Source organism: Anaerobacillus sp. ABD4_527 (assembly GCF_056160805.1).
Genome location: NZ_JBSWXZ010000001.1, coordinates 1659549 through 1678917, shown reverse-complemented (window position 1 = coordinate 1678917; position 19369 = coordinate 1659549). Strand labels below are relative to the sequence as shown.

At 43.7% G+C, this 19369-nt stretch carries 22 protein-coding genes; 16 read left to right on the top strand and 6 right to left on the bottom strand.

The genetic code is table 11. The annotated features are described in order from the left end of the window. The first annotated feature begins 39 nt into the window (after positions 1–39). The 7 genes from ACXAHI_RS08725 (at position 40) to ACXAHI_RS08695 (ending at position 7447) form a co-directional block, all read left to right on the top strand. On the top strand, positions 40–1350 hold the full coding sequence (locus ACXAHI_RS08725; RefSeq protein WP_270179869.1) for an ABC transporter substrate-binding protein: 1311 nt from the start codon (positions 40–42) through the stop codon (positions 1348–1350). Positions 1351–1416: 66 nt separating this feature from the next. Beyond that, on the top strand, positions 1417–2760 hold the full coding sequence (locus tag ACXAHI_RS08720) for a carbohydrate ABC transporter permease (protein WP_474847189.1): 1344 nt from the start codon (positions 1417–1419) through the stop codon (positions 2758–2760). A gap of 30 nt (positions 2761–2790) precedes the next feature. Beyond that, the gene (locus ACXAHI_RS08715; RefSeq protein WP_270179867.1) at positions 2791–3618 is read left to right on the top strand and encodes a carbohydrate ABC transporter permease; all 828 of its coding nucleotides are present in this window, start codon (positions 2791–2793) and stop codon (positions 3616–3618) included. A 19-nt stretch (positions 3619–3637) separates the two neighbouring features. Continuing rightward, complete coding sequence (locus ACXAHI_RS08710) at positions 3638–4357, top strand: ThuA domain-containing protein (protein ID WP_474847188.1); 720 nt, start codon at positions 3638–3640, stop codon at positions 4355–4357. A gap of 24 nt (positions 4358–4381) precedes the next feature. Then, the gene (locus ACXAHI_RS08705) at positions 4382–5410 is read left to right on the top strand and encodes a Gfo/Idh/MocA family protein (RefSeq protein WP_474847187.1); all 1029 of its coding nucleotides are present in this window, start codon (positions 4382–4384) and stop codon (positions 5408–5410) included. A 4-nt stretch (positions 5411–5414) separates the two neighbouring features. Next, positions 5415–6452, top strand: a complete 1038-nt coding sequence (locus ACXAHI_RS08700; protein ID WP_474847186.1) for a Gfo/Idh/MocA family protein — start codon at positions 5415–5417, stop codon at positions 6450–6452. A 26-nt stretch (positions 6453–6478) separates the two neighbouring features. Next, positions 6479–7447, top strand: coding sequence for a sugar phosphate isomerase/epimerase family protein (locus ACXAHI_RS08695; protein WP_474810681.1), 969 nt, complete (start codon positions 6479–6481; stop codon positions 7445–7447). Positions 7448–7499: 52 nt separating this feature from the next. Here the strand turns inward: ACXAHI_RS08695 and ACXAHI_RS08690 are convergent, their stop codons facing one another. Next, positions 7500–8321, bottom strand: coding sequence for an SDR family oxidoreductase (locus tag ACXAHI_RS08690; protein ID WP_474847185.1), 822 nt, complete (start codon positions 8319–8321; stop codon positions 7500–7502). A 724-nt stretch (positions 8322–9045) separates the two neighbouring features. On the opposite strand from ACXAHI_RS08690, the gene ACXAHI_RS08685 reads away from it, so the two are divergent. After that, entirely contained in the window at positions 9046–9240 is a 195-nt protein-coding gene (locus ACXAHI_RS08685; RefSeq protein WP_474847184.1) for a hypothetical protein, read from the top strand. Positions 9241–9290: 50 nt separating this feature from the next. Here the strand turns inward: ACXAHI_RS08685 and ACXAHI_RS08680 are convergent, their stop codons facing one another. Then, positions 9291–9419 carry a hypothetical protein gene (locus ACXAHI_RS08680; protein ID WP_270179860.1) on the bottom strand — a complete coding sequence of 43 codons (129 nt, stop codon included), beginning with the start codon at positions 9417–9419 and terminating at the stop codon, positions 9291–9293. 13 nt (positions 9420–9432) lie between these two features. Further along, positions 9433–10440 carry an NAD(P)/FAD-dependent oxidoreductase gene (locus tag ACXAHI_RS08675; protein WP_270179859.1) on the bottom strand — a complete coding sequence of 336 codons (1008 nt, stop codon included), beginning with the start codon at positions 10438–10440 and terminating at the stop codon, positions 9433–9435. A 370-nt stretch (positions 10441–10810) separates the two neighbouring features. Here ACXAHI_RS08675 and ACXAHI_RS08670 point away from each other — a divergent pair, with 370 nt between their 5' ends. From ACXAHI_RS08670 to ACXAHI_RS08650, 5 genes are all read left to right on the top strand, one after another. Beyond that, positions 10811–12013, top strand: a complete 1203-nt coding sequence (locus tag ACXAHI_RS08670) for an NAD(P)/FAD-dependent oxidoreductase (protein ID WP_474847183.1) — start codon at positions 10811–10813, stop codon at positions 12011–12013. A 170-nt stretch (positions 12014–12183) separates the two neighbouring features. Next, entirely contained in the window at positions 12184–12654 is a 471-nt protein-coding gene (locus ACXAHI_RS08665) for an NUDIX domain-containing protein (RefSeq protein WP_474847182.1), read from the top strand. Positions 12655–12794: 140 nt separating this feature from the next. Next, entirely contained in the window at positions 12795–12935 is a 141-nt protein-coding gene (locus ACXAHI_RS08660) for a YuiA family protein (protein ID WP_270179856.1), read from the top strand. 95 nt (positions 12936–13030) lie between these two features. Further along, entirely contained in the window at positions 13031–13348 is a 318-nt protein-coding gene (locus ACXAHI_RS08655; protein WP_474847181.1) for a YuiB family protein, read from the top strand. A gap of 101 nt (positions 13349–13449) precedes the next feature. Continuing rightward, on the top strand, positions 13450–14055 hold the full coding sequence (locus ACXAHI_RS08650; RefSeq protein ID WP_442865094.1) for a 3D domain-containing protein: 606 nt from the start codon (positions 13450–13452) through the stop codon (positions 14053–14055). Positions 14056–14092: 37 nt separating this feature from the next. Here the strand turns inward: ACXAHI_RS08650 and ACXAHI_RS08645 are convergent, their stop codons facing one another. Both ACXAHI_RS08645 and ACXAHI_RS08640 read right to left on the bottom strand, forming a co-directional pair. After that, positions 14093–14893 (bottom strand): cobalamin-binding protein, encoded by an 801-nt coding sequence (locus ACXAHI_RS08645; protein ID WP_474847180.1) that lies wholly within the window; start codon positions 14891–14893, stop codon positions 14093–14095. Between the two features lie 9 nt (positions 14894–14902). Continuing rightward, on the bottom strand, positions 14903–15388 hold the full coding sequence (locus tag ACXAHI_RS08640; protein WP_474810687.1) for a divergent PAP2 family protein: 486 nt from the start codon (positions 15386–15388) through the stop codon (positions 14903–14905). 85 nt (positions 15389–15473) lie between these two features. Here ACXAHI_RS08640 and ACXAHI_RS08635 point away from each other — a divergent pair, with 85 nt between their 5' ends. From ACXAHI_RS08635 to ACXAHI_RS08625, 3 genes are all read left to right on the top strand, one after another. Next, the gene (locus ACXAHI_RS08635) at positions 15474–15842 is read left to right on the top strand and encodes a DUF309 domain-containing protein (protein ID WP_474847179.1); all 369 of its coding nucleotides are present in this window, start codon (positions 15474–15476) and stop codon (positions 15840–15842) included. 90 nt (positions 15843–15932) lie between these two features. After that, a complete protein-coding gene (locus ACXAHI_RS08630; protein ID WP_474847178.1) occupies positions 15933–17252 on the top strand; it encodes a Na+/H+ antiporter family protein in 1320 nt (439 codons plus the stop codon). 82 nt (positions 17253–17334) lie between these two features. Further along, positions 17335–17931 (top strand): sulfite oxidase-like oxidoreductase, encoded by a 597-nt coding sequence (locus ACXAHI_RS08625; protein ID WP_474847177.1) that lies wholly within the window; start codon positions 17335–17337, stop codon positions 17929–17931. Positions 17932–17957: 26 nt separating this feature from the next. On the opposite strand, the gene ACXAHI_RS08620 is transcribed toward ACXAHI_RS08625, so the two are convergent. Continuing rightward, positions 17958–19349, bottom strand: a complete 1392-nt coding sequence (locus tag ACXAHI_RS08620; RefSeq protein WP_474847176.1) for an N-acetylmuramoyl-L-alanine amidase — start codon at positions 19347–19349, stop codon at positions 17958–17960. Positions 19350–19369: the final 20 nt, after the last annotated feature.

The following is a 19369-nucleotide window of genomic DNA, read 5'->3' as shown; positions in this document are numbered from 1 at the left end:
TGAAAACGATTTCAACAATTAAAAGGAGGAATTTCTATCATGCGTTTTTTGAAGAACAGTAAGCTGTTGATCATTGTAATGGCCTTTATTCTTGTGTTATCCGCTTGTGGATCTAATTCTACTTCAAGCAACAGTAACTCTAATTCAAATGATGAAGAAGCGAAGACTGATGAAGAACAAGTAACGATCGTCTATGCAAGAGGTAAGGATGCGACAGGTGCAACCGATGTGATGGTTGAAGAATTCATGAAGCAAAATCCTAATATTAAAGTCGAGTTCCGTGAAATGCCAACAGACACAGGTGCACAGCACGATGCATATGTAACGATGCTTAACGCTGAATCATCTGAAATCGATGTGTTCGATATCGACGTTATCTGGCCTGCTGAATTTGCTCAAGCTGGATATGTACTTCCTCTAGACCGTTTCATCCAAAAAGATGGAATCAACATGGAAGATTACAACCAAGGACCAGTGTCAGCAGCTACGTTTAACGGGAAGCAGTGGGCGATGCCTAAATTTATCGATGCTGGTATGCTTTTCTATCGTTCTGACCTAGCTTCTGAAGCGCCAAAAACGTGGGATGACCTTATGGCACAAGCATCTGAGCTAAAAGGACAAGATGGAACACAGTTTGGTTACTTAATGCAAGCGAAGCAATATGAAGGACTTGTTACAAACGCAGTTGAGTTTGTAGCATCTTACGGTGGAGAGTTCATCGATGAGAATGGTGAAGTAGCAATCAACTCACCTGAAGCAATCAAAGGTCTAAGCAAGATGGTTGAAATTGCAAATGCTGATTTCGTTCCAGATAACATCACAACGTTTACTGAGCCAGAATCTCACACTGCTTTTATCGAAGGACAAGCACCATTTATCCGTAACTGGCCTTACCAATATTCACTAGCTAACGATGAAGAGCAATCTAAAATCGTTGGAAACGTAGAAGTAGCGCCACTTCCAGAAGGCGATGCTGGATCAGCAGCTGCACTTGGTGGCTGGATGGCTGCGATCAATAACTACTCTGAGCACCCTCAAGAAGCTTGGGAGTTCTTAAAGTTCATGACTGGTCCAGAAGGACAGAAGATCGATGCGATCGAAGGTTCTCATGCTCCAACACTTCCAGCATTATTTGAAGACGAAGAAATTATTGAAGCTAACCCATTCTTTGGTGAAGAAGGATTCCAGAACGCACTTGAAGGTGCAGTGTCTCGTCCGGTAGCTCCAAACTATCCTGAAATCTCTGAAATCATCCAAATCAACGTGTCAAAAGCGATCTCTGGTGAATTAACTCCAGAAGAAGCTGCAGCTGCGATGGAAAAAGAGATGAAAGAAAAGCTAGTCAAGTAAATCTAAATGAACATTAGCCTTCATATGTGTGAAGGCTAATGTCTTTCATAAGGGAGGAGCGGCGGCATGCCACAAACGGATATTGATCCTCATAAGCCTATTAAAGTTGATAAGAAGACGAAAAAGAAGAAAAGTGATGCAAAAGTAGGCTACTTACTTGTCGCGCCTGCATTGCTTTTAATTCTAGCAATCTCGATTTGGCCAGTTATTCAATCCTTTTATTTTAGCTTATTTGACCTTAGGTTGAACGATCCGACGAAATCTTCTGTTCACCTCGATTATCAGCTCGACATGGACCGCTATTTACAGAACTACCCGTTCTTAATCGGTGCGATCGATTCAGAAATCAATAAAGGCAATGCAGCAGGTGAGCTTGGTGAAATCAAAGCGACGCTCGAAGATTTGGATGGTCGTATCCAAGAGAAGCCAAAAGCTGCTGAAAACTATGATTTGATCAATGAAAAACTCGATAACTTTGAGAACATTCCCGAAGATCTGAAGTATGTTGAAATCGAAGAAGGTGTTGCTGAAGACTTAGTAACTTCAGTGAAAGATATCAATTCGGAGTTAAAAGCGATCAATGGAGCAGGAGAGCTTGAGCAAGGCGATAAAATCGTTGGCCTCTCTTCTTCACTCAACGATATTGTCGTTGAACCTAACTTTATCGGCTTCAAACACTACCAAGATAATTTCAGTGATAGTCGCATGTGGAAAGCACTTTGGAATACAGGTGTATTTACGTTCATTTCCGTTTTAGCTGAACTGATTCTTGGTCTCGCAATCGCATTATTGATCAATAAAGCATTTATCGGTAGAGGACTTATCCGTGCGAGTATCTTGATTCCATGGGCAGTGCCAACCGCCGTAGCCGCTCTTATGTGGAAGTTCTTGTATGATGGTCAGAATGGTATCGTTGCAAAGCTATTTGCTGACGTCGGTCTAGTAGAAAAGATGACTGTCCTATTGACCACTGATACAGGCGCGATGTTCTCCGTTATCTTTGCAGATGTTTGGAAAACAACGCCGTACATGGCCCTACTTATTCTTGCTGGGCTCCAAACGATCCCATCTTCACTTTACGAAGCGGCGTCGATCGATGGAGCAAACAAGTGGAAACAGTTTTTAACCGTAACGCTTCCACTTTTAAAAACTAGCATTCTTGTAGCCCTTTTATTCCGTACACTTGATGCGTTCCGAGTGTTCGACTTGATCTACGTATTGACAGGTGGAGGTCCAGCAAACTCAACTGAAACGATATCGATACTAGCTTACAAGGTGATGTTCTCACAAACCAACTTTGGTGAAGGTTCAGCACTTTCCGTTATCGTCTTTCTCTGTGTTGCGATCATTTCCGCTATCTTCATTAAATTACTTGGATCTGAATTAATCAAGGACGGTTCTGGAAAATAATGAGTGAAATCGAGAAGGAGGCCAAGTAAAATGAATAAGAAAGCGGGACCATTATTTTACGTTTTTCTAGTGTTATTTGTATTTGTCGTCATGTTTCCATTCTTATGGATGCTTGCGAGTTCGATTAAACCGTTGTCAGAGCTATTCGGGGAAAAAGCCTTTTCTCCATTTACATCTAATCCGACTTTGCAAAACTATGTATCCGTTTTCGTAGACTATCCATTCATGCGCTATCTATGGAACAGTTTCGTTGTAGCGGGGATCACAACCGTGTATACCGTACTTGTGGCATCGTTCGCAGCATATGCGATCGCACGCTTAAACTTTCGCGGGAAGCCGATCATCCTCGGTGTTGTGCTATCCGTATCGATGTTCCCGCAGATTGCTACCATTTCACCGATCTATATTTTTTTGAAGAATCTAGGACTTACGAATAGCTACCTGGGACTGATCATCCCTTATACAACGATCACGCTCCCCCTATCGATTTGGATTCTCGTAACCTTCTTTAGGAAGATTCCATTCGACCTAGAGGAAGCTGCTAGAATCGACGGCGCATCTCTCTGGCAGACTTATTGGAAGGTCATCATGCCTCTTGCAGTGCCTGGGATCTTCACGACAGCGATTCTAGTTTTTATCGCAGCATGGAACGAGTTCTTATTCGCCCTAACCATCAACACGGCGGATAAGTTTAAAACGGTTCCAGTTGGAATCGCACTCTTCCAGGGACAATTTACGATTCCTTGGGGAGAAATCTCAGCTGCAACAGTTGTCGTTACGGTTCCACTCGTCATCATGGTACTTATATTCCAGAGAAGAATCGTATCTGGTCTAACATCAGGATCTGTAAAAGAATAGAGAAAAGGAAGTGGAAGAGATGCTTAATGTAACAGTATGGAACGAAAATCGTCATGAGCAACAAAACGAGGAAGTAAGAAGCGTATATCCGAACGGGATTCACGGTGCGATCTCTGACTTTCTAAAAGGCGGCCATCATGTTCGGACTTCAACGCTCGATGAGCCGGAACATGGATTATCTGAAGAGGTTCTAAACGAAACAGACGTTTTACTATGGTGGGGACATATCGCACATGAGGAAGTATCAGATGAAGTCGTTGAGCGAATTCACAATCGTGTGCTAGACGGGATGGGGTTAATCGTGCTCCACTCTGCACACTTCTCAAAAATATTTAAGAAGCTGATGGGCACAGGTTGTGATTTAAAGTGGCGTGAAGCAGATGAAAAAGAACGGATTTGGGTAGTCGATCCTTCTCATCCAATCGCTGAAGGGATCGGTGAGAAGATCGAGTTAGAGAAAGAAGAGATGTATGGAGAGCACTTTGATATTCCAGCACCTGACGAGCTTGTTTTTCTAAGCTGGTTCGAAGGCGGCGAAGTATTTAGAAGTGGCTGTACATATAAGCGTGGACAAGGGAAAATCTTTTACTTTAGACCTGGACATGAAACGTATCCAACGTACTATAACAAGGAAATCCAGCGCGTAATTCAAAATGCGGTGGTTTGGGCAACGCCTACGAAACGCACGAAGCCTGTCTATGGAAATGCAAAGCCACTTGAAACCATTACAGCAAAATAAGAGGGAGAAAGAGGAGGAGAAACCATGAAAACATTAAAGATTGGTGTTATCGGGTGTGGAAGTATTGCGAAGCATCGTCATTTACCAGAATACGCAGCGAACAAGGACGTTCAGATCGTTGCGGTGTGTGACATCGTTAAATCTAGAGCTGATGAAATCGCTTCTCTATATGGTGCGACATCATACGAGAATGTTGAGGATGTTTTACAAATTGAAGAAATCGACGCAATCAGTGTTTGTACGCCAAACTACTTACATGCTCCGATTTCCATTGCTGCGCTAAAAGCAGGGAAGCATGTTCTTTGCGAAAAACCGATGGCGACATCGAAAGAAGATGCTGAGCTTATGATCGAGACGGCACGTGAACACGGAAAGCAGCTTATGATCGCTCATAACCAGCGATTCGTCCCGTCTCATGCAAAAGCGAAGGAGTTACTAGCAAGCGGTGAACTCGGCAAGGTGTATAGTTTCAGAACTGCATTTGGACATCCAGGACCTGAGGGATGGAGCGTTGACGGTAAGGAAAGCTGGTTCTTCGAAAAAGAAAAAGCATTTATCGGAGCAATGGGAGATCTAGGTGTTCATAAAACAGATCTTATTCGCTATGTACTAGGTGAAGAAATCGTAGAGGTAGGCTCGTTCGTCGAAACGAGTGCAAAAGATTTTGCGACAGTGGATGATAACGCGGTATGTATCTTAAAGTCTGAAAGCGGAATCGTTGGGACGCTTGCTGCGAGTTGGGCGTACACAGCGAGTGAAGATAATTCTACAATCATCTATGCAGAAAAAGCGATTCTTCGTTTAGAAGATGATCCGGTCAACTCACTCGTCGTTCAGTATCAAACAGGAGAAGTCGTAAAATACGAGCTCGGCGGTATTCAGACGAACGAGAGTGGTGGACAAACAAGTTCACAGGTTATCGATCGCTTTGTTGATAGCATCGTTTCAGATAAAGAAAGCCCAGTAAGCGGAGATGAAGGGATGAAATCACTTCAAGTCGTACTAGCAGCACTCGAATCAAACGAAACAAAGAAAATCATTAACCTGAGGTGATCACGTGAGTAAATTACGAATGGGGATCATAGGATCTGGCGGGATTGCTCAAGGTCGCCATATTCCAGCATACCAACAACTCTCTGAACAAGTAGAGTTGTTTGGTGTGTATGACGTTAACACTGAAAGAGCAAAAGAAGTTTCACTTTTATTCAACATACCGAATGTCTACGAAGAAGTTGCTGACATGCTGAAAGAAGTGGATGCGGTAACGATTTGTACACCGAATAAATTCCATGCGGACCTTGCGATACAAGCGCTCCACGCAGGGGTACACGTTTTATGTGAAAAGCCTATGGCCATGACCGTTGAAGAATGTGATCGAATGATCGAAGCGGAAAAAGCGTCAGGAAAAGTGCTTTCGATCGGCTATCACTATCGCTTTATGAAGGAGCCGCGCGCCGCTCGTCAAGTGATCGTTGAAAGAGAAATCGGTGATCCGATGGTAGCGAGAGTACAAGCCCTTCGCCGCCGAAAAGTACCAGGCTGGGGAGTGTTCACAAACAAGCAGCTTCAAGGTGGAGGAAGCTTGATCGACTACGGCTGTCACTTCCTTGATCTCAGCATGTGGCTAATGGGCAACCCGAAGCCAGTAGAGGTGACAGGCACCACGTACAACCGATTAAGTAAAACCCCTGAGCAAGTGAACCTTTGGGGCGGATTCGATCATGAAACGTTCAATGTTGATGATCACGTCACAGCTTATATTAAATTCGATAACAACATTTCTCTCTTGTTCGAAACGTCCTGGTCCGCGAACATTGCGGAGGATAAAGAGACCGTCAGCATTTCAGGAAGTGAGGGAGGACTCGATGTTTTTCCTTTCGAACTGAACAAAGCGAAGTACGGCATGCTTCTGAACAGTAGCAGTCAGTGGGTGCCAGGTGAGGACGATCCAGGCTTACCTCAAGCGGCGAACTTTGTGAATAGCTGTCTCGGGTTAGAAGAACCGATCGTGAAAGCGGAAGAAGCAAGAGCCGTTTCACAAGTGATCGAAGCCATTTATGAAAGCTGTGAAACAGGAAGAAGCGTTCGTCTATAAATTATTTTAAAAATAGGAGTGAGACGATGAAACTCGGCGTATTTACTGTTCTTTTTTCTGATAAATCATTTGAAGAGATGCTTGACCACGCCAAAGCCTCTGGACTAAAAGCGGTTGAAATCGGCACGGGTGGTTATCCAGGTAATGCCCATTGTAACCTTGATGAACTGCTAGAGAGCGAAGAAAAACGTGCTGAATACCTTGAAAAAGTAGAAGAGAGAGGGCTTGAAATCAGCGCGTTCAGCTGCCATGGAAACCCGATTTCTCCTGATAAGGCATTCGCTGAGGAATGTCATGAAACTTTTGTTAAAACAGTGAAGCTCGCTTCATTGATGAATGTTCCAGTCGTGAACACATTCTCCGGTACACCGGGTGATCATGAAGATGCGAAGTTCCCCAATTGGCCAGTTACACCTTGGCCAGCGGAATATTCAGATGTATTGACTTGGCAGTGGGAAGAGAAGCTCGTTCCATATTGGAAAGAGTGGGGTCAATTTGCGAAGGATCATAACGTTAAAATCGGATTAGAGCTACACGGTGGCTTCCTCGTCCACACGCCTTACACGATGCTGAAGCTTCGTGAGCTAACGTGTGACGCAGTCGGAGCAAACCTTGACCCAAGTCATATGTGGTGGCAGGGGATCGATCCTGTTGCAGCGATTAAAATCCTTGGTAAAGAGAACGCTATTCACCATTTCCATGCAAAAGATACTTATATCGACCAAGATAATGTAAACATGCATGGCTTAACGGACATGCAGCCTTATGGTGAAGTGAAGACTCGAGCATGGACGTTCCGTTCTGTAGGCTGTGGCCACAGCAATCGTGAGTGGTCAAACATGATGAGTGCACTTCGCACCTATGGATATGATCATGTTGTAAGTATCGAACATGAGGACCCGCTCATGTCGATTGAAGAAGGTTTCCAGCGCGCAGTAAGAAACTTGCAATCTGTTTTGATCGAAGAACAGCCGACCGAGATGTGGTGGGCTTAAGTTACAGCATAAAACCCCCGATTCCATTGGTGATGGATCGGGGGTTTTATGGTTATTCGGTTCCTTCTTTCCATTCGTTATCGATTAGCATCTTACCAGGCCACGTGTAGGCCATGATCCCACCATCAGCGGCGATGTCTTCCCCAGTAACGTAAGAGCTATCGTCAGAGGCTAGGAAGAGAGCTACCTTTGCCATTTCCTCAGGACGTCCCAATCTTCCCATAGGCGTTACCCATTTGTTAGCTTCTCTGAACTTCTGACCCATTTCTTCATCCTTTGATCCAGCTAATTTATCGATGAGCGGGGTTTCAATTGTACCAGGTGAGATGGAGTTGACTCGTATGCCCTCTCTCGCATAATCGATCGCCATCGCTTTTGTGAAGTTCGTAATGCCGCCTTTTGCTGCATTGTATCCAGAGCGATCGAGGTCAGCTGCTCGTCCTGACATAGAAGACGTATTGATGATCGATCCGCCCTTATCGAGCATAAGTGGAATTAAGTATTTACTTGTTAGGAACGTACCGCGTAAATCCACCGATATAATACGGTCGAATAATTCGGTTGGGTATTCGTGTACCTTGCCACCTTCCTGATCCACACCAGCGTTATTGAACAGCACGTCGATCGCACCGAATTCTTCCTTCACTTTTTTTGCAAAAGCTGAGACGCTATCTTCGTCAGAAACATCGACTTCATAAGTTTTAACGTGTGCCCCTTCGCCATTTATTTCTTTAGCCGTTTTTTCCATTTCTTCCGTATTTACATCTGCCAACAGGACAGTTGCCCCTTCTTTAGCAAAAAGCTCTACCGTTGCTTTCCCAATTCCAGTAGCGCCACCTGTTACGACAGCGGTTTTATTTTCTAATCTCTTCATACTTGTGCCTCCCCATATAAACTTAATAGGCTCTTTCCCGCTGGTAGGGAGGTGTAATCATAGGATTGTGCCGGGATGGCGTAGAGTGGGATGGAGGAGGTTCGTATTGGTTCGCTGATATAATTGCAGAATCGCTGATAAAAGTAGGGGTTTCGCTGATATAATTGGATTTGCGCTGATATAAGAGGGGTTATCGCTGATATTATTCAAATTTCGCTGATATATGGTGCGGGAGGTGTACTAGGCTGAGCTGGTTTGGCCAATAAAATTGATTTTTGGACAATAAATGCTGGTTTTGGCTAATAAATCTTCATTTTAGCTAATAAAAAGGAAAAGTGGACAATAAACAGTGAACCGCACCACTGCAGTCACAGCAGAAGATTCTGTTTCGCGGATAAAATCTCATTTCCGCGGAAATATTTCAAATTTCGCGGATATCTGGTCAAGTTTAGCGGATAAAATCTAAATTTCGCGGATATCCCATTAAAAATCGCGGATATCACCCTCACTAAGGCCTTCAATCCAACCTGAAATTACCCAAAACCCACTCGCTGCACCTTCAATTCGAACAGCAATCCCTACAAGCCTCCTCCAACCACGTCCAGCGAAAAACCAGCCACAACAAAAGGTAAATACTGGGCACTATGTAAACTTTTACGCATATCTCCCTATCTCTCAGGATGATAAACTTAATGTATTATGTAATGAATTTGGGGGGATCATGTTGTTCTTGTTAAAGATACGTGAGGAGAATTCAGGTCATTCAGAAACAGAAAGTATCGATATTCGCTATCGTGCAAATGTGGAGTTTAAGAGGCGCACGTTAGATTATTCGAACCGACCTGGTCGTTATGAAATATCGTTACATCATGAGTCAGGTGAATCGATCTTTTCTACAAAAGTAGGGCTTGGCTGGTAAAACACTATACATATTGAAACCCCGTGCCATGGCACGGGGTTTTCGTATGGTTAATGAGAAGAGTGGAAAAGGTGGTGTCGAACGGATTTCCAGTCTGGTTTAGGTGTATGTTTCAGGCTTTGGAACAAGGAGTAGCCGAGACCTGCGGCCATTACGATGATAAAGAGTAGTTTGACCATCAAGATGCCTCCTTTATTTTTTCTTATCGAACAAGCTCGTACTGTGCATCGGCTGTACTTTTGCATCCGGATCCATATACGATTTTGCGTTATTTACTGCTGTAGGTGCTTCGCCAAATCCTGAAGCGATAAGTTTTACCTTACCTTCGTATGTAGCGACGTCACCAGCGGCGTAAATCCCTGGGATGTTCGTTTCCATCTTAGAGTTTACAACGATGGAGTTCTTCTCGATATCGAGTCCCCATTCTTTAATAGGACCAAGTGAAGAAATGAAGCCATAGTTCACGATGACAGCATCAACGTCTTTTGTGATCGCTTCGTCTTCTTTAGCATGTTTCAGAACAACTTGATTGATACGCTCACCATCACCGATAAATTCGCTAATGTTGTATGGCGTTTGAATGTTAACAGAAGAGTTCATCAACTGTTCGACACTGTGCTCATGAGCTCTAAACTTGTCTCGACGGTGAATGAGCGTCACTTCTTCTGCAATCGGCTCGAGCATGTTCGCCCAGTCGACTGCGGAATCTCCGCCGCCTGCCACTAGCACTTTTTGTCCAGCGAATTTCGTTAAGTCGTTCACGAAGTAGTGAAGGTTTTTACCTTCATATTGATCTGCGCCTTCAACCTTCAGGCGGCGAGGTTGGAACGCACCTACGCCTGCTGTAATGATAGCGGCACGCGTGTAGTGCTCTGCTCCAGTATTCGAGCGTAAGTAAAGTGTGCCATCTTCCATCTGCTTCACTTCTTCAACAGATTCCTCAAGCACAACATCAGGATTGAATTGGTCAGCTTGTTCGATCAAGTTATCAACGAGATCTTGAGCCAACACTTTCGGAAAGCCAGCGACATCGTATATATATTTTTCAGGGTAGAGAGCAGATAGCTGCCCTCCAAGCTGAGGCATACTTTCTATTATCTTAACGTCTAGCTGACGCATTCCACCGTAAAAGGCAGTGAATAGTCCAACTGGACCGCCACCAATTATGGTAATATCATAAACCTTTTGTTGGTCAGTCATTGTCAGTCCCCCTCATAAATTAATGAACCTTTCATTATTATAATCTTAATAAAATCGGAACTAAACCCCAATCATGAAAACACCCCTAGAAGTTTTATTATAAGGGTTGAAAAACAAAATAAAAAAGAATATGATTAAAATTGAGCGTCAGAATTGAAGTATTTATGACAATATGCGTGCTAGAACAGCATTTTTTTCGATCTAGAACGTGAAATCTTTAACAATCTCTCTGATTCTTTTCTATTAAAATTTGAACATTGAGGGATAATATCCATAATCATAACGTTTATTGACGTTTCACGAATGGTCAGAACAGGAATCCAACCTGTAATGTCCAAAAAATTTCGGTAAAAAGGTGGATGTGATACAAGTGAGTAGGCCAAAAATCGCAATCCTAGGTGCAGGTTACGGTGGAATGATGACAGCGGTTCGCCTTCAAAAGGAAATGGGAACCAATGAAGTGGAAGTTACGCTTGTAAACAAGCATGACTATCACTACCAAACAACATGGCTTCATGAACCAGCAGCGGGAACAATGCATCATGACAAAACACGTATCATGATCGAAGATGTGATCGATACGAACAAAATCAAATTTGTACAAGACACTGTTGTAGAAGTTAAGCCAGATGAGAAGCGCGTTATTCTCGAAAACGGCGAGCTTGAATACGACTATCTCGTCCTTTCTCTTGGATTTGAACCAGCAACATTTGGTATCAAAGGCTTGAAAGAAAATGCGTTTAGCATCCGTAGCGTTAACTCCGTTCGTAAGATCCGTGAGCACATCGAATATCAATTCGCTAGCTACAACAATGAACCCGAACGTCGTGACGACCTTCTAACGATCATCGTCGGCGGAGCTGGATTTACAGGAATCGAATTTGTTGGTGAACTAGCAGAGCGCGTTCCTGAACTTTGTAAAGAGTTCGATATCGACCGCGATCGTGTAAGAATCATTAACGTTGAAGCTTCTCCAACAGTACTTCCTGGCTTCGATGAAGAACTTGTAGAATACGCGATGAACCTTCTCGAGCGTAAAGGCGTTGAGTTCCGTACGAACACAATGATCAAAGAAGTAATGGAAGACGGCGTTATTCTTGGTGAAGATGAAGAAGTGAAAGCAGCAACTGTCGTATGGACAGGTGGTGTTCAAGGTAACTCTATCGTAGCGGACTCTGGTTTCGAAACGAACCGTGGCCGTGTACCTGTTCGTAAAGATCAGCGTACGCCAGACTACGATAACGTATTTGTTGTTGGTGACTGTGCACTTATTATCAACGAAGAAATCGACCGCCCATTCCCACCAACTGCTCAGATTGCAATTCAAGCTGCTGGTGCAGTATCCAAGAACATCCTTAACCTTGTAAGAGGGAAAGAAACAGAAGGATTTGTACCTGATATTAAAGGTACAGTTGCTTCTCTTGGTAAAGGCGAAGCGATCGGTAAAGTTGGTAACAAGAAGCTATACGGTACAACTGCTTCCGCTATGAAAAAGGTAATCGATAATCGTTACCTATTCATGCTTGGCGGACCAGGGCTTGTATGGAAAAAAGGTAAGCTTAAGTTATTCTAAAAAATGAATGAGCTAAGAGGGCAAAGACGCGATGTCTTTGCCTTCTTTTTTAAGCGTACATAAGGAAAAGCAAAGGCTTAGAAGTAAGCCTTGCTTTTCTATAATAAGGATAGGGGCTATAGTAAAGCTTATGAACGCACTGTTGAGATTATACCGGGGGGAATGATTGCTTGACTAAGAGAGGAAACGTCTGGTTAGGTGCAGCAGGCATCGTTGAAGAGAATGGAAAATATTTAGTTGTGAAAAAGAAATATGGTGGTCTAAAAGGAAAGTGGTCGTTTCCAGCTGGGTTTGTTGATGAAGGCGAAACGGTCGATGAAGCGGCGATTCGTGAAATTCATGAAGAAACCGGGATCGTGGCTGAACCGGTTAGGATTGCAGGGATCAGGACTGGCGTCATCAAAAACGAAATAAGCGACAACTTAGTCGTGTTTTATATGAAGAAATGTGGAGGAGACTTGAAAGCAGAAGAGGGAGAGATCGAAAAAGCGTGCTTTCTAACGAAAGACGAGCTTCTTCGAGACCCAGATACATCTTCAATGATTCCATATTTCTTAGGCGACAAGGACGAATTCAAAACTGAAATGAACCCAGGAAATCAGTTTGGCTACACAACTTATAAGTTATTTCATAATCCGTAAAAACTGTTAGATTACAGACGGAATATTCTGATAATAAAGGTTGTATTCGCTTACATGGACGTATTTGGTCAAATTTGAGGTTTTTCTTTTTCAACCATTCTTGTTATATTATCAGAAAATTAAGAAAAGGAGTGGTTGATTTGAGAAGACAGCAAAGAAAAGTAAAGGCAACTGATTGTCCTTACTGCCAGGGGAAGGGGTACTTTCAACTACTTCTTGGAGGATCGGAAACATGCGATAACTGTGGAGGTAGTGGAGCAAAGCAAAATCCAACAAACTAAGCGCGAATCGCGCTTAGTTTTTTTGTTCACGCTGTGTTCATTGACTAAAAGGGCGCAATCCAGTAAACTAACATTGATTAAATGGAGGTGAAAGGATGGCAATTCCACAGCTAATCATCTCGATGCTGCTCTTTATCGTATTGTTTTTTGGAATCGGATTCTTGCTCAATATGCTGTTGCGTTCAACGTGGATCATGGCAGTCGCATATCCGGTTATCGTAATCATGATCGTGGATAATGTTCCGTTTTTTAATTATTTTTCTCAACCAGGCACTTCATTGCGAGCGCTTGGATCTGACTTGATATCTTTAGGGAGTGCAGATACAGTTATATTACTTTCTGGTTTAGTTGGAGCTATTTTTGCGGGTATCGCAATTCGTATGCTTCGTGTCAGAGGATATCAAATGTTCTAGAAAAGCTTCGCCAGCCACTGGCAGAAGCTTTTTTTCGTATAGGTTTCTGAATAGCTTTGCTTTTCTCTGGACATGAATAGACCATGAGAGGAGTGAAGCAAGTGCGAGTTTTGATCGTGATGACAAAGGGCTTGTTTTTCACAAGTCTAGTTTTAGCAGCCCTTATCTCAACATATTTACTACTTTCCGGGGTACCGTTGAACGATTTGACCAACTGGTTCTTTCCGGATCAAAAAGTACTTACAACAGAAGAAAAGCCGCAAACACTTGATAATTCACAGGATTGGTCACAGTTTCCTGTTCATACCGTAACAGCAACTGGATATACAGCAGGTGTAGAATCTACCGGGAAGAAACCAGATCATCCTGCATACGGGATTACGTATTCTGGTGTTAAAGTGACGAGAGATCTGTATTCTACAATTGCAGCAGACCCAGATACATTTCCAATTGGAACGATCTTGTTCATACCAGGGTATGGATATGGTGTAGTGGCAGATACCGGAAGTGCGATAACAGGAAACCGAATCGACCTTTATTACGATACCGTTCAGGATGTATACGATGAGTGGGGGAAGAAGACGATCGAAGTGTATGTTATCAAAAAAGGGGACGGTTCACTAACAGAAGAAGTGCTGCAGTCTTTGAACGAAGATGAATCGATGCAGGTATTCAGACAACAGTTATTGAATAAAACAAGTGATTAAAAACGACGGAGATCATGATCTCCGTCGTTTGTGCTATCTATGAAAGGAATGGGTCTTTTCCGTCGTAAGCAGGATAGTGATCAGGATGTAGAATAGAGGCAAGTTTTACTAACCCTGTAAGTAACCGTGGTGATGGCCGACAATAAAGCCACTCTTCAAGGATGTGGATCGGCGTTTCACCGAGCTCATCCCAACCTTCCCGCTTTTTAACTACGACTGGGTTGACCTTCTTCTGGTGTACGCCTACCCAGGCGAGACAGATGTGGTCTGGCTTCCGACGAAGTACATCTTCCCAATCCGTTTGTACGGATGCAAGCTCTACGTCTCTGAAACTGTTTCTTGCTCCAGCTAGTTCGCTGATTTCAGTCAGCCAGTTGGTTTTCCCAGGCGTGAAGATCGGTTTTGGCCACCATTCCCAGTAAATCTCTGGCTTATGTTCGATCGAGGCACTGATTTCTTTATATTCTTCGATCATGTGCTGTATACGATCTGTCAATGCAACTGCCTCTTCCCGTTTATTGGTTAATTCTCCGAGTGTAACGAGATCGTTGCATATATCGTCTAACGAGTTGGGATTTAGGACAGTGTAATTCAAGTTTAGCGCTTCGAGCGCTTCAATATTTTTCTCCATTCCCGGTACGCTTAAGGAAGCGAGAATGAGATCTGGCTCTAACGCTTGAACTTTTTCCATATCGATCGAAAGGTCAGGACCTAGCCTAGGAAGTTCTTGAATCGATTCTGGCCAATCGGAAAAGTCATCAACACCAACAAGTTGAGAAGTTAAGTCAAGGTACGCACAGAGTTCTGTATTGCTTGGGCATAATGAAACGATTCGCATAGGTCCTCCTTATGAGCCGATTTTGAATAAGTAATAAAGAATGATTGTTGCGACGATACCTAGAAGTCCGCCGACCAATACTTCGATCGGTTTATGACCAAGAAGCTCTTTCAGTTCTTCTACTTTCTCGCCCTCTTGTTTCTGAGGCCAGCTTTTGGCTTCTTCAATGAATTTGTTGAAGTCGATTACGAGCTGATTGAGTACGATCGCTTGCTCTCCGGTTTGTCTTCTAACACCAGTCGAGTCGAACATCACGATGATACTAAACATCGCAGCGACGGCAAACACTGGAGAATCAAGTCCTGTTTCAAATGCTACACCTGTAGCGAGAGCTGTTGTTGCCGCCGAGTGAGAGCTTGGCATACCTCCCGTTGAATTCATCAACGACCAATCGATTTGTTTGGTTGCAATAAAATAGATTGGTACTTTTAAGAACTGAGCGAAAAAAACACCGAATAGTGCAGCCCAAAGTGGGAAATTAAATAAGATCTCCATTGGTGAAACATCTTCCTTTCTCATCTTACGTATGATTTACCCGAAGTCATTTCAACTCAATCACATGTAAGGGGGTGACCTCAAGGTGAAGTACCCGTATCCACAAGAGTTTTATGATTTTCTTGTGGCGTTCAATGAACAAGAGTTTTATGTATGTCACGATCTATTAGAAGAAATCTGGTTAACAGATCGATCGAACACGTTCGTGAAAGGCTTATTGCACCTATCAGTAGCTCATTACCACGACAGCTATGGGAATGGAAAAGGAACAAGGTTGATGATGCAATCTGCTAAGGACTACCTTACTCCCTATAAGCCTTTTCACTGGGACATCGATGTATGTAAAATCATCGCTCATATTGAAAATTGTCAGTCTATTATACCACATTCCGAGGCACGCTCAGCTGAAAAAATTGATCAACAATCCTTGTTGCCTTACTTACTTATCGAGTAAGTAAATTGAGTTTGACACATATCCTCTTTCGTGTTAACTTATTAGTGATTTACCAAACTAAAGCAAACGTTATGAAAGGTTGTTACATCAATGAACGCTGTTATTATAGCCGTACTCATCATGCTAGGGCTTAGCCTTTTTCGTATACATGTTGTTGTCGCTCTCGTTATCGGTGCAATCGTAGGGGGCCTGTTAGGCGGTATGTCACTCGATGACACGGTTGCCGCATTCACCTCTGGACTCGGGGGAGGAGCAACAGTTGCCTTGAGCTATGCATTACTAGGGAGCTTTGCAGTAGGATTATCAAGAACGGGATTACCGGAACTCATGGTTGAAAAGGCTTTGAAAGTCGTCAACCGACAAGGTGGAGATCGAAGGAAGGGACTTGCAAAAGTACTTATCTTGTTCATTATCTTATTGATTTCTTGTTTCTCTCAAAACCTTGTACCCGTGCATATCGCTTTTATCCCAATTTTAATTCCACCTATTCTACAGGTGCTAAATGAATTAGGCGTTGACCGTAGAGCTGTAGCATCTGTTCTTACGTTCGGGTTGACTGCCCCTTATATTCTATTACCAGCTGGATTCGGGAAAATCTTCCACGGAATCCTTCAGTCCAACATGGCTGATAGTGGCATGGAGATCGAACTCTCTTCTATTCCAACCGTTATGCTGCTACCGACCGCTGGACTTGTGGTGGGACTATTCATCGCTGTCTTCATTACGTATCGAAAAGCTAGAACGTATAAGCAGCTATCGATCTCACAAGAACCACAGAAAGAACGTACGTATTCAAAACGCTCGATCACGTTCGCACTACTCTCAGTGGTAGTCACTCTAGCGGTTCAACTTCCGACTGAGTCGATGATTCTCGGTGCGCTCGCAGGTATCATCGTCTTATATGTGACAGGAAGCATCCGTTTGAACGAATCAGAAGAAGTGTTAACAGACGGAATGAAGATGATGGCATTCATCGGATTCGTGATGCTAGCTGCAAATGGATTTGCTGAAGTACTAAGACAAACAGGAGAAGTGGAACAGCTCGTCACGCAGGTGTCTGGCGTTATCGGTGATAACAAAGCACTTGCAGCGCTATTGATGCTGATCGTCGGATTGTTCATCACGATGGGAATCGGCTCATCATTCTCCACGATTCCAATTATCGCTGCGATTTATGTTCCGCTCGCAATGGAACTAGGGTTCAGTCCGATGGCAACCATCGCACTCGTAGGAACAGCAGCAGCTCTAGGAGACGCTGGATCGCCTGCATCAGATAGTACGCTCGGACCAACATCCGGACTAAATGCGGATGGTCAGCACAATCACATCTGGGACACGGTCGTTCCAACGTTTCTACACTACAATATTCCGCTTATCCTATTCGGATGGATTGCGGTCATGATCTTTTAATATGCAAACACAGGGGAGGTATTCCCTGTGTTTTTGTTATGATAGAAATAGTTGGAAATGCTGAGGATAGGGAGGGTGAAAAATGTACTTTGGAAAAGAAAAAGAGCAGAACGAAGGTCGAGTACCGCCGAATCAGAAGGTGACGTCAGGGTGGCCCGTTCTTCACGTCGGAAATGTTCCTTACTACAACGATGACTTATCGAACTGGAGTTTAGAAATCAATGGGTTAGTCGAGCGACCGACTGTGCTATCGTTCGAAGAGGTGCTCAAGCTTCAGGGAGTGGAAAAACAGAATGATATCCACTGCGTAACAGGATGGTCGAAGTTCGATAATCGCTGGACAGGCGTATCGACACGTGTACTTGCAGAACACGTGGGTCTGAAAGAAGAAGCGAAGTTCGTCATGCTCATTGCAGAAGAAGGGTGGACGACGAACCTTCCGATCGAGGATTTCTTGCATGAAACGAGCATGCTGGCACATTCTCATAACGGTGAGCGCCTGACGCCTGAGCATGGGTATCCTCTGCGTGCAGTGATTCCACATCTCTACTTCTGGAAAAGCGCGAAGTGGATCAGAGGCATCCGATTTCAATCTCAGAATGAGCAAGGATTTTGGGAGCGGAACGGCTATCATATGTATGGGAATCCGTGGAAAGAACAGCGTTTTGCGTGGGACTAAAAAAACGTTCGGATCGAACCGAACGTTTAGATGATGATGTCTTTAAGAACCTTATTCAGTTTCTCGATCGCCGTCTCCATGTCTGTGATCGACGATTGAACCATTTTCTTGTAAAGCGTTAGGATCATTTCACCATACGTGGTGCCTGGCACCGCCCATTTCCCATTCAATGCTTGCCACGTTGTCGCAGATCCTCGTTTTACTAATGAGAAGCGAGGGTCTACTAGTTTTTCGCCAGCTGGAATCGGATCTTTAGAGCTGTATGCATAAAGGTGCTGGATGTGTGCGAGTACGCCGTCGGAAGGTGTATCAAATGAAGCGCCTTTTGCTCCTCCGCCTGTAGCGCCTATCCCTGCATAGTTGTTTTGTTCTGGCGTCACATCTCCTGTGAAGCGGAAGAAGTTCGTTTCATGTAACGCTTGAGCGAATGCGATATCTCCTCGAATGCCATAGCGTTTACTGTGTACGAGATAATAAGCGGCGAGTAATGGGGCTTCTGGGTTTACCGACCTAGCATAATTGTTCATATGTGCTGCAGCTAGTTCGCTGTTACCAGCGATCGGATACCCTTTGTCAGGTTCTGGCTCGGGAGGTTCTGGCGGGGGCGGTGGTTCGACTGTACCTTCTGTATAGATGAATGAATCGATCCCAATCGCCTTCAATTTCGCAACGAGATCTTCTGCATTCGATTTCTCAGAGAAGGCACCGACTTGAACGCGGTAGTAAGTGGTTCCCTTGATAACGAGTGATGTGATGAATGAATCGAAACCTTTGGTAGCTAAGAATGCTGCTCTTTCTTCTGCATTTTCTCTTTCTGTAAATGATCCAGCAATGACTTTATAAAGCGTTCCTGAAGGTGGCGGCGTCTTTTTTGGTAGGTTCAATGCCTTAGCAGTACCTTCTGCAATCGCAGTAGACACATCTTTTATAAAAATTGAATTGTTTAATAGGTTCAGGTCTGTGTCATTGTCTACAAACAAGACTTCAAGTAACAGGGCATTCATTCTTGTTTCGCGCAACACATGGAAATTCGCGCGTTTCTTTCCTCTGTTCGGGATTTTGTATTTATTGAGAATAGTAGAAGCGATGGTATCGTGAATAACATTCTGGATTCGAACGGTTTCCGCAGGGACGGTTCGGTTGTAGATGAAGCTTTCAAAACCTCGTCCTCCAGCGGCGTTGTTGTGGATACTAAGATAAAAATCAGCATTCCTTGCATTCGCAAAATCAGTTCTCTGTTTTAGCGAAACCGTTTGATCCCCTGTTCTCGTTAAGATGATATCTACTTCATATCTTGATTCGAGCGTAGCTTTGACGAGTAGAGCGATCGATAGGTTATACGTTTTCTCAAAAAACCCCTTATACGTTGCACCTGAGTCAGACCCCCCATGTCCAGGGTCTATGATGATTCGTTTCAACCTAATCCCTCCATTAACTT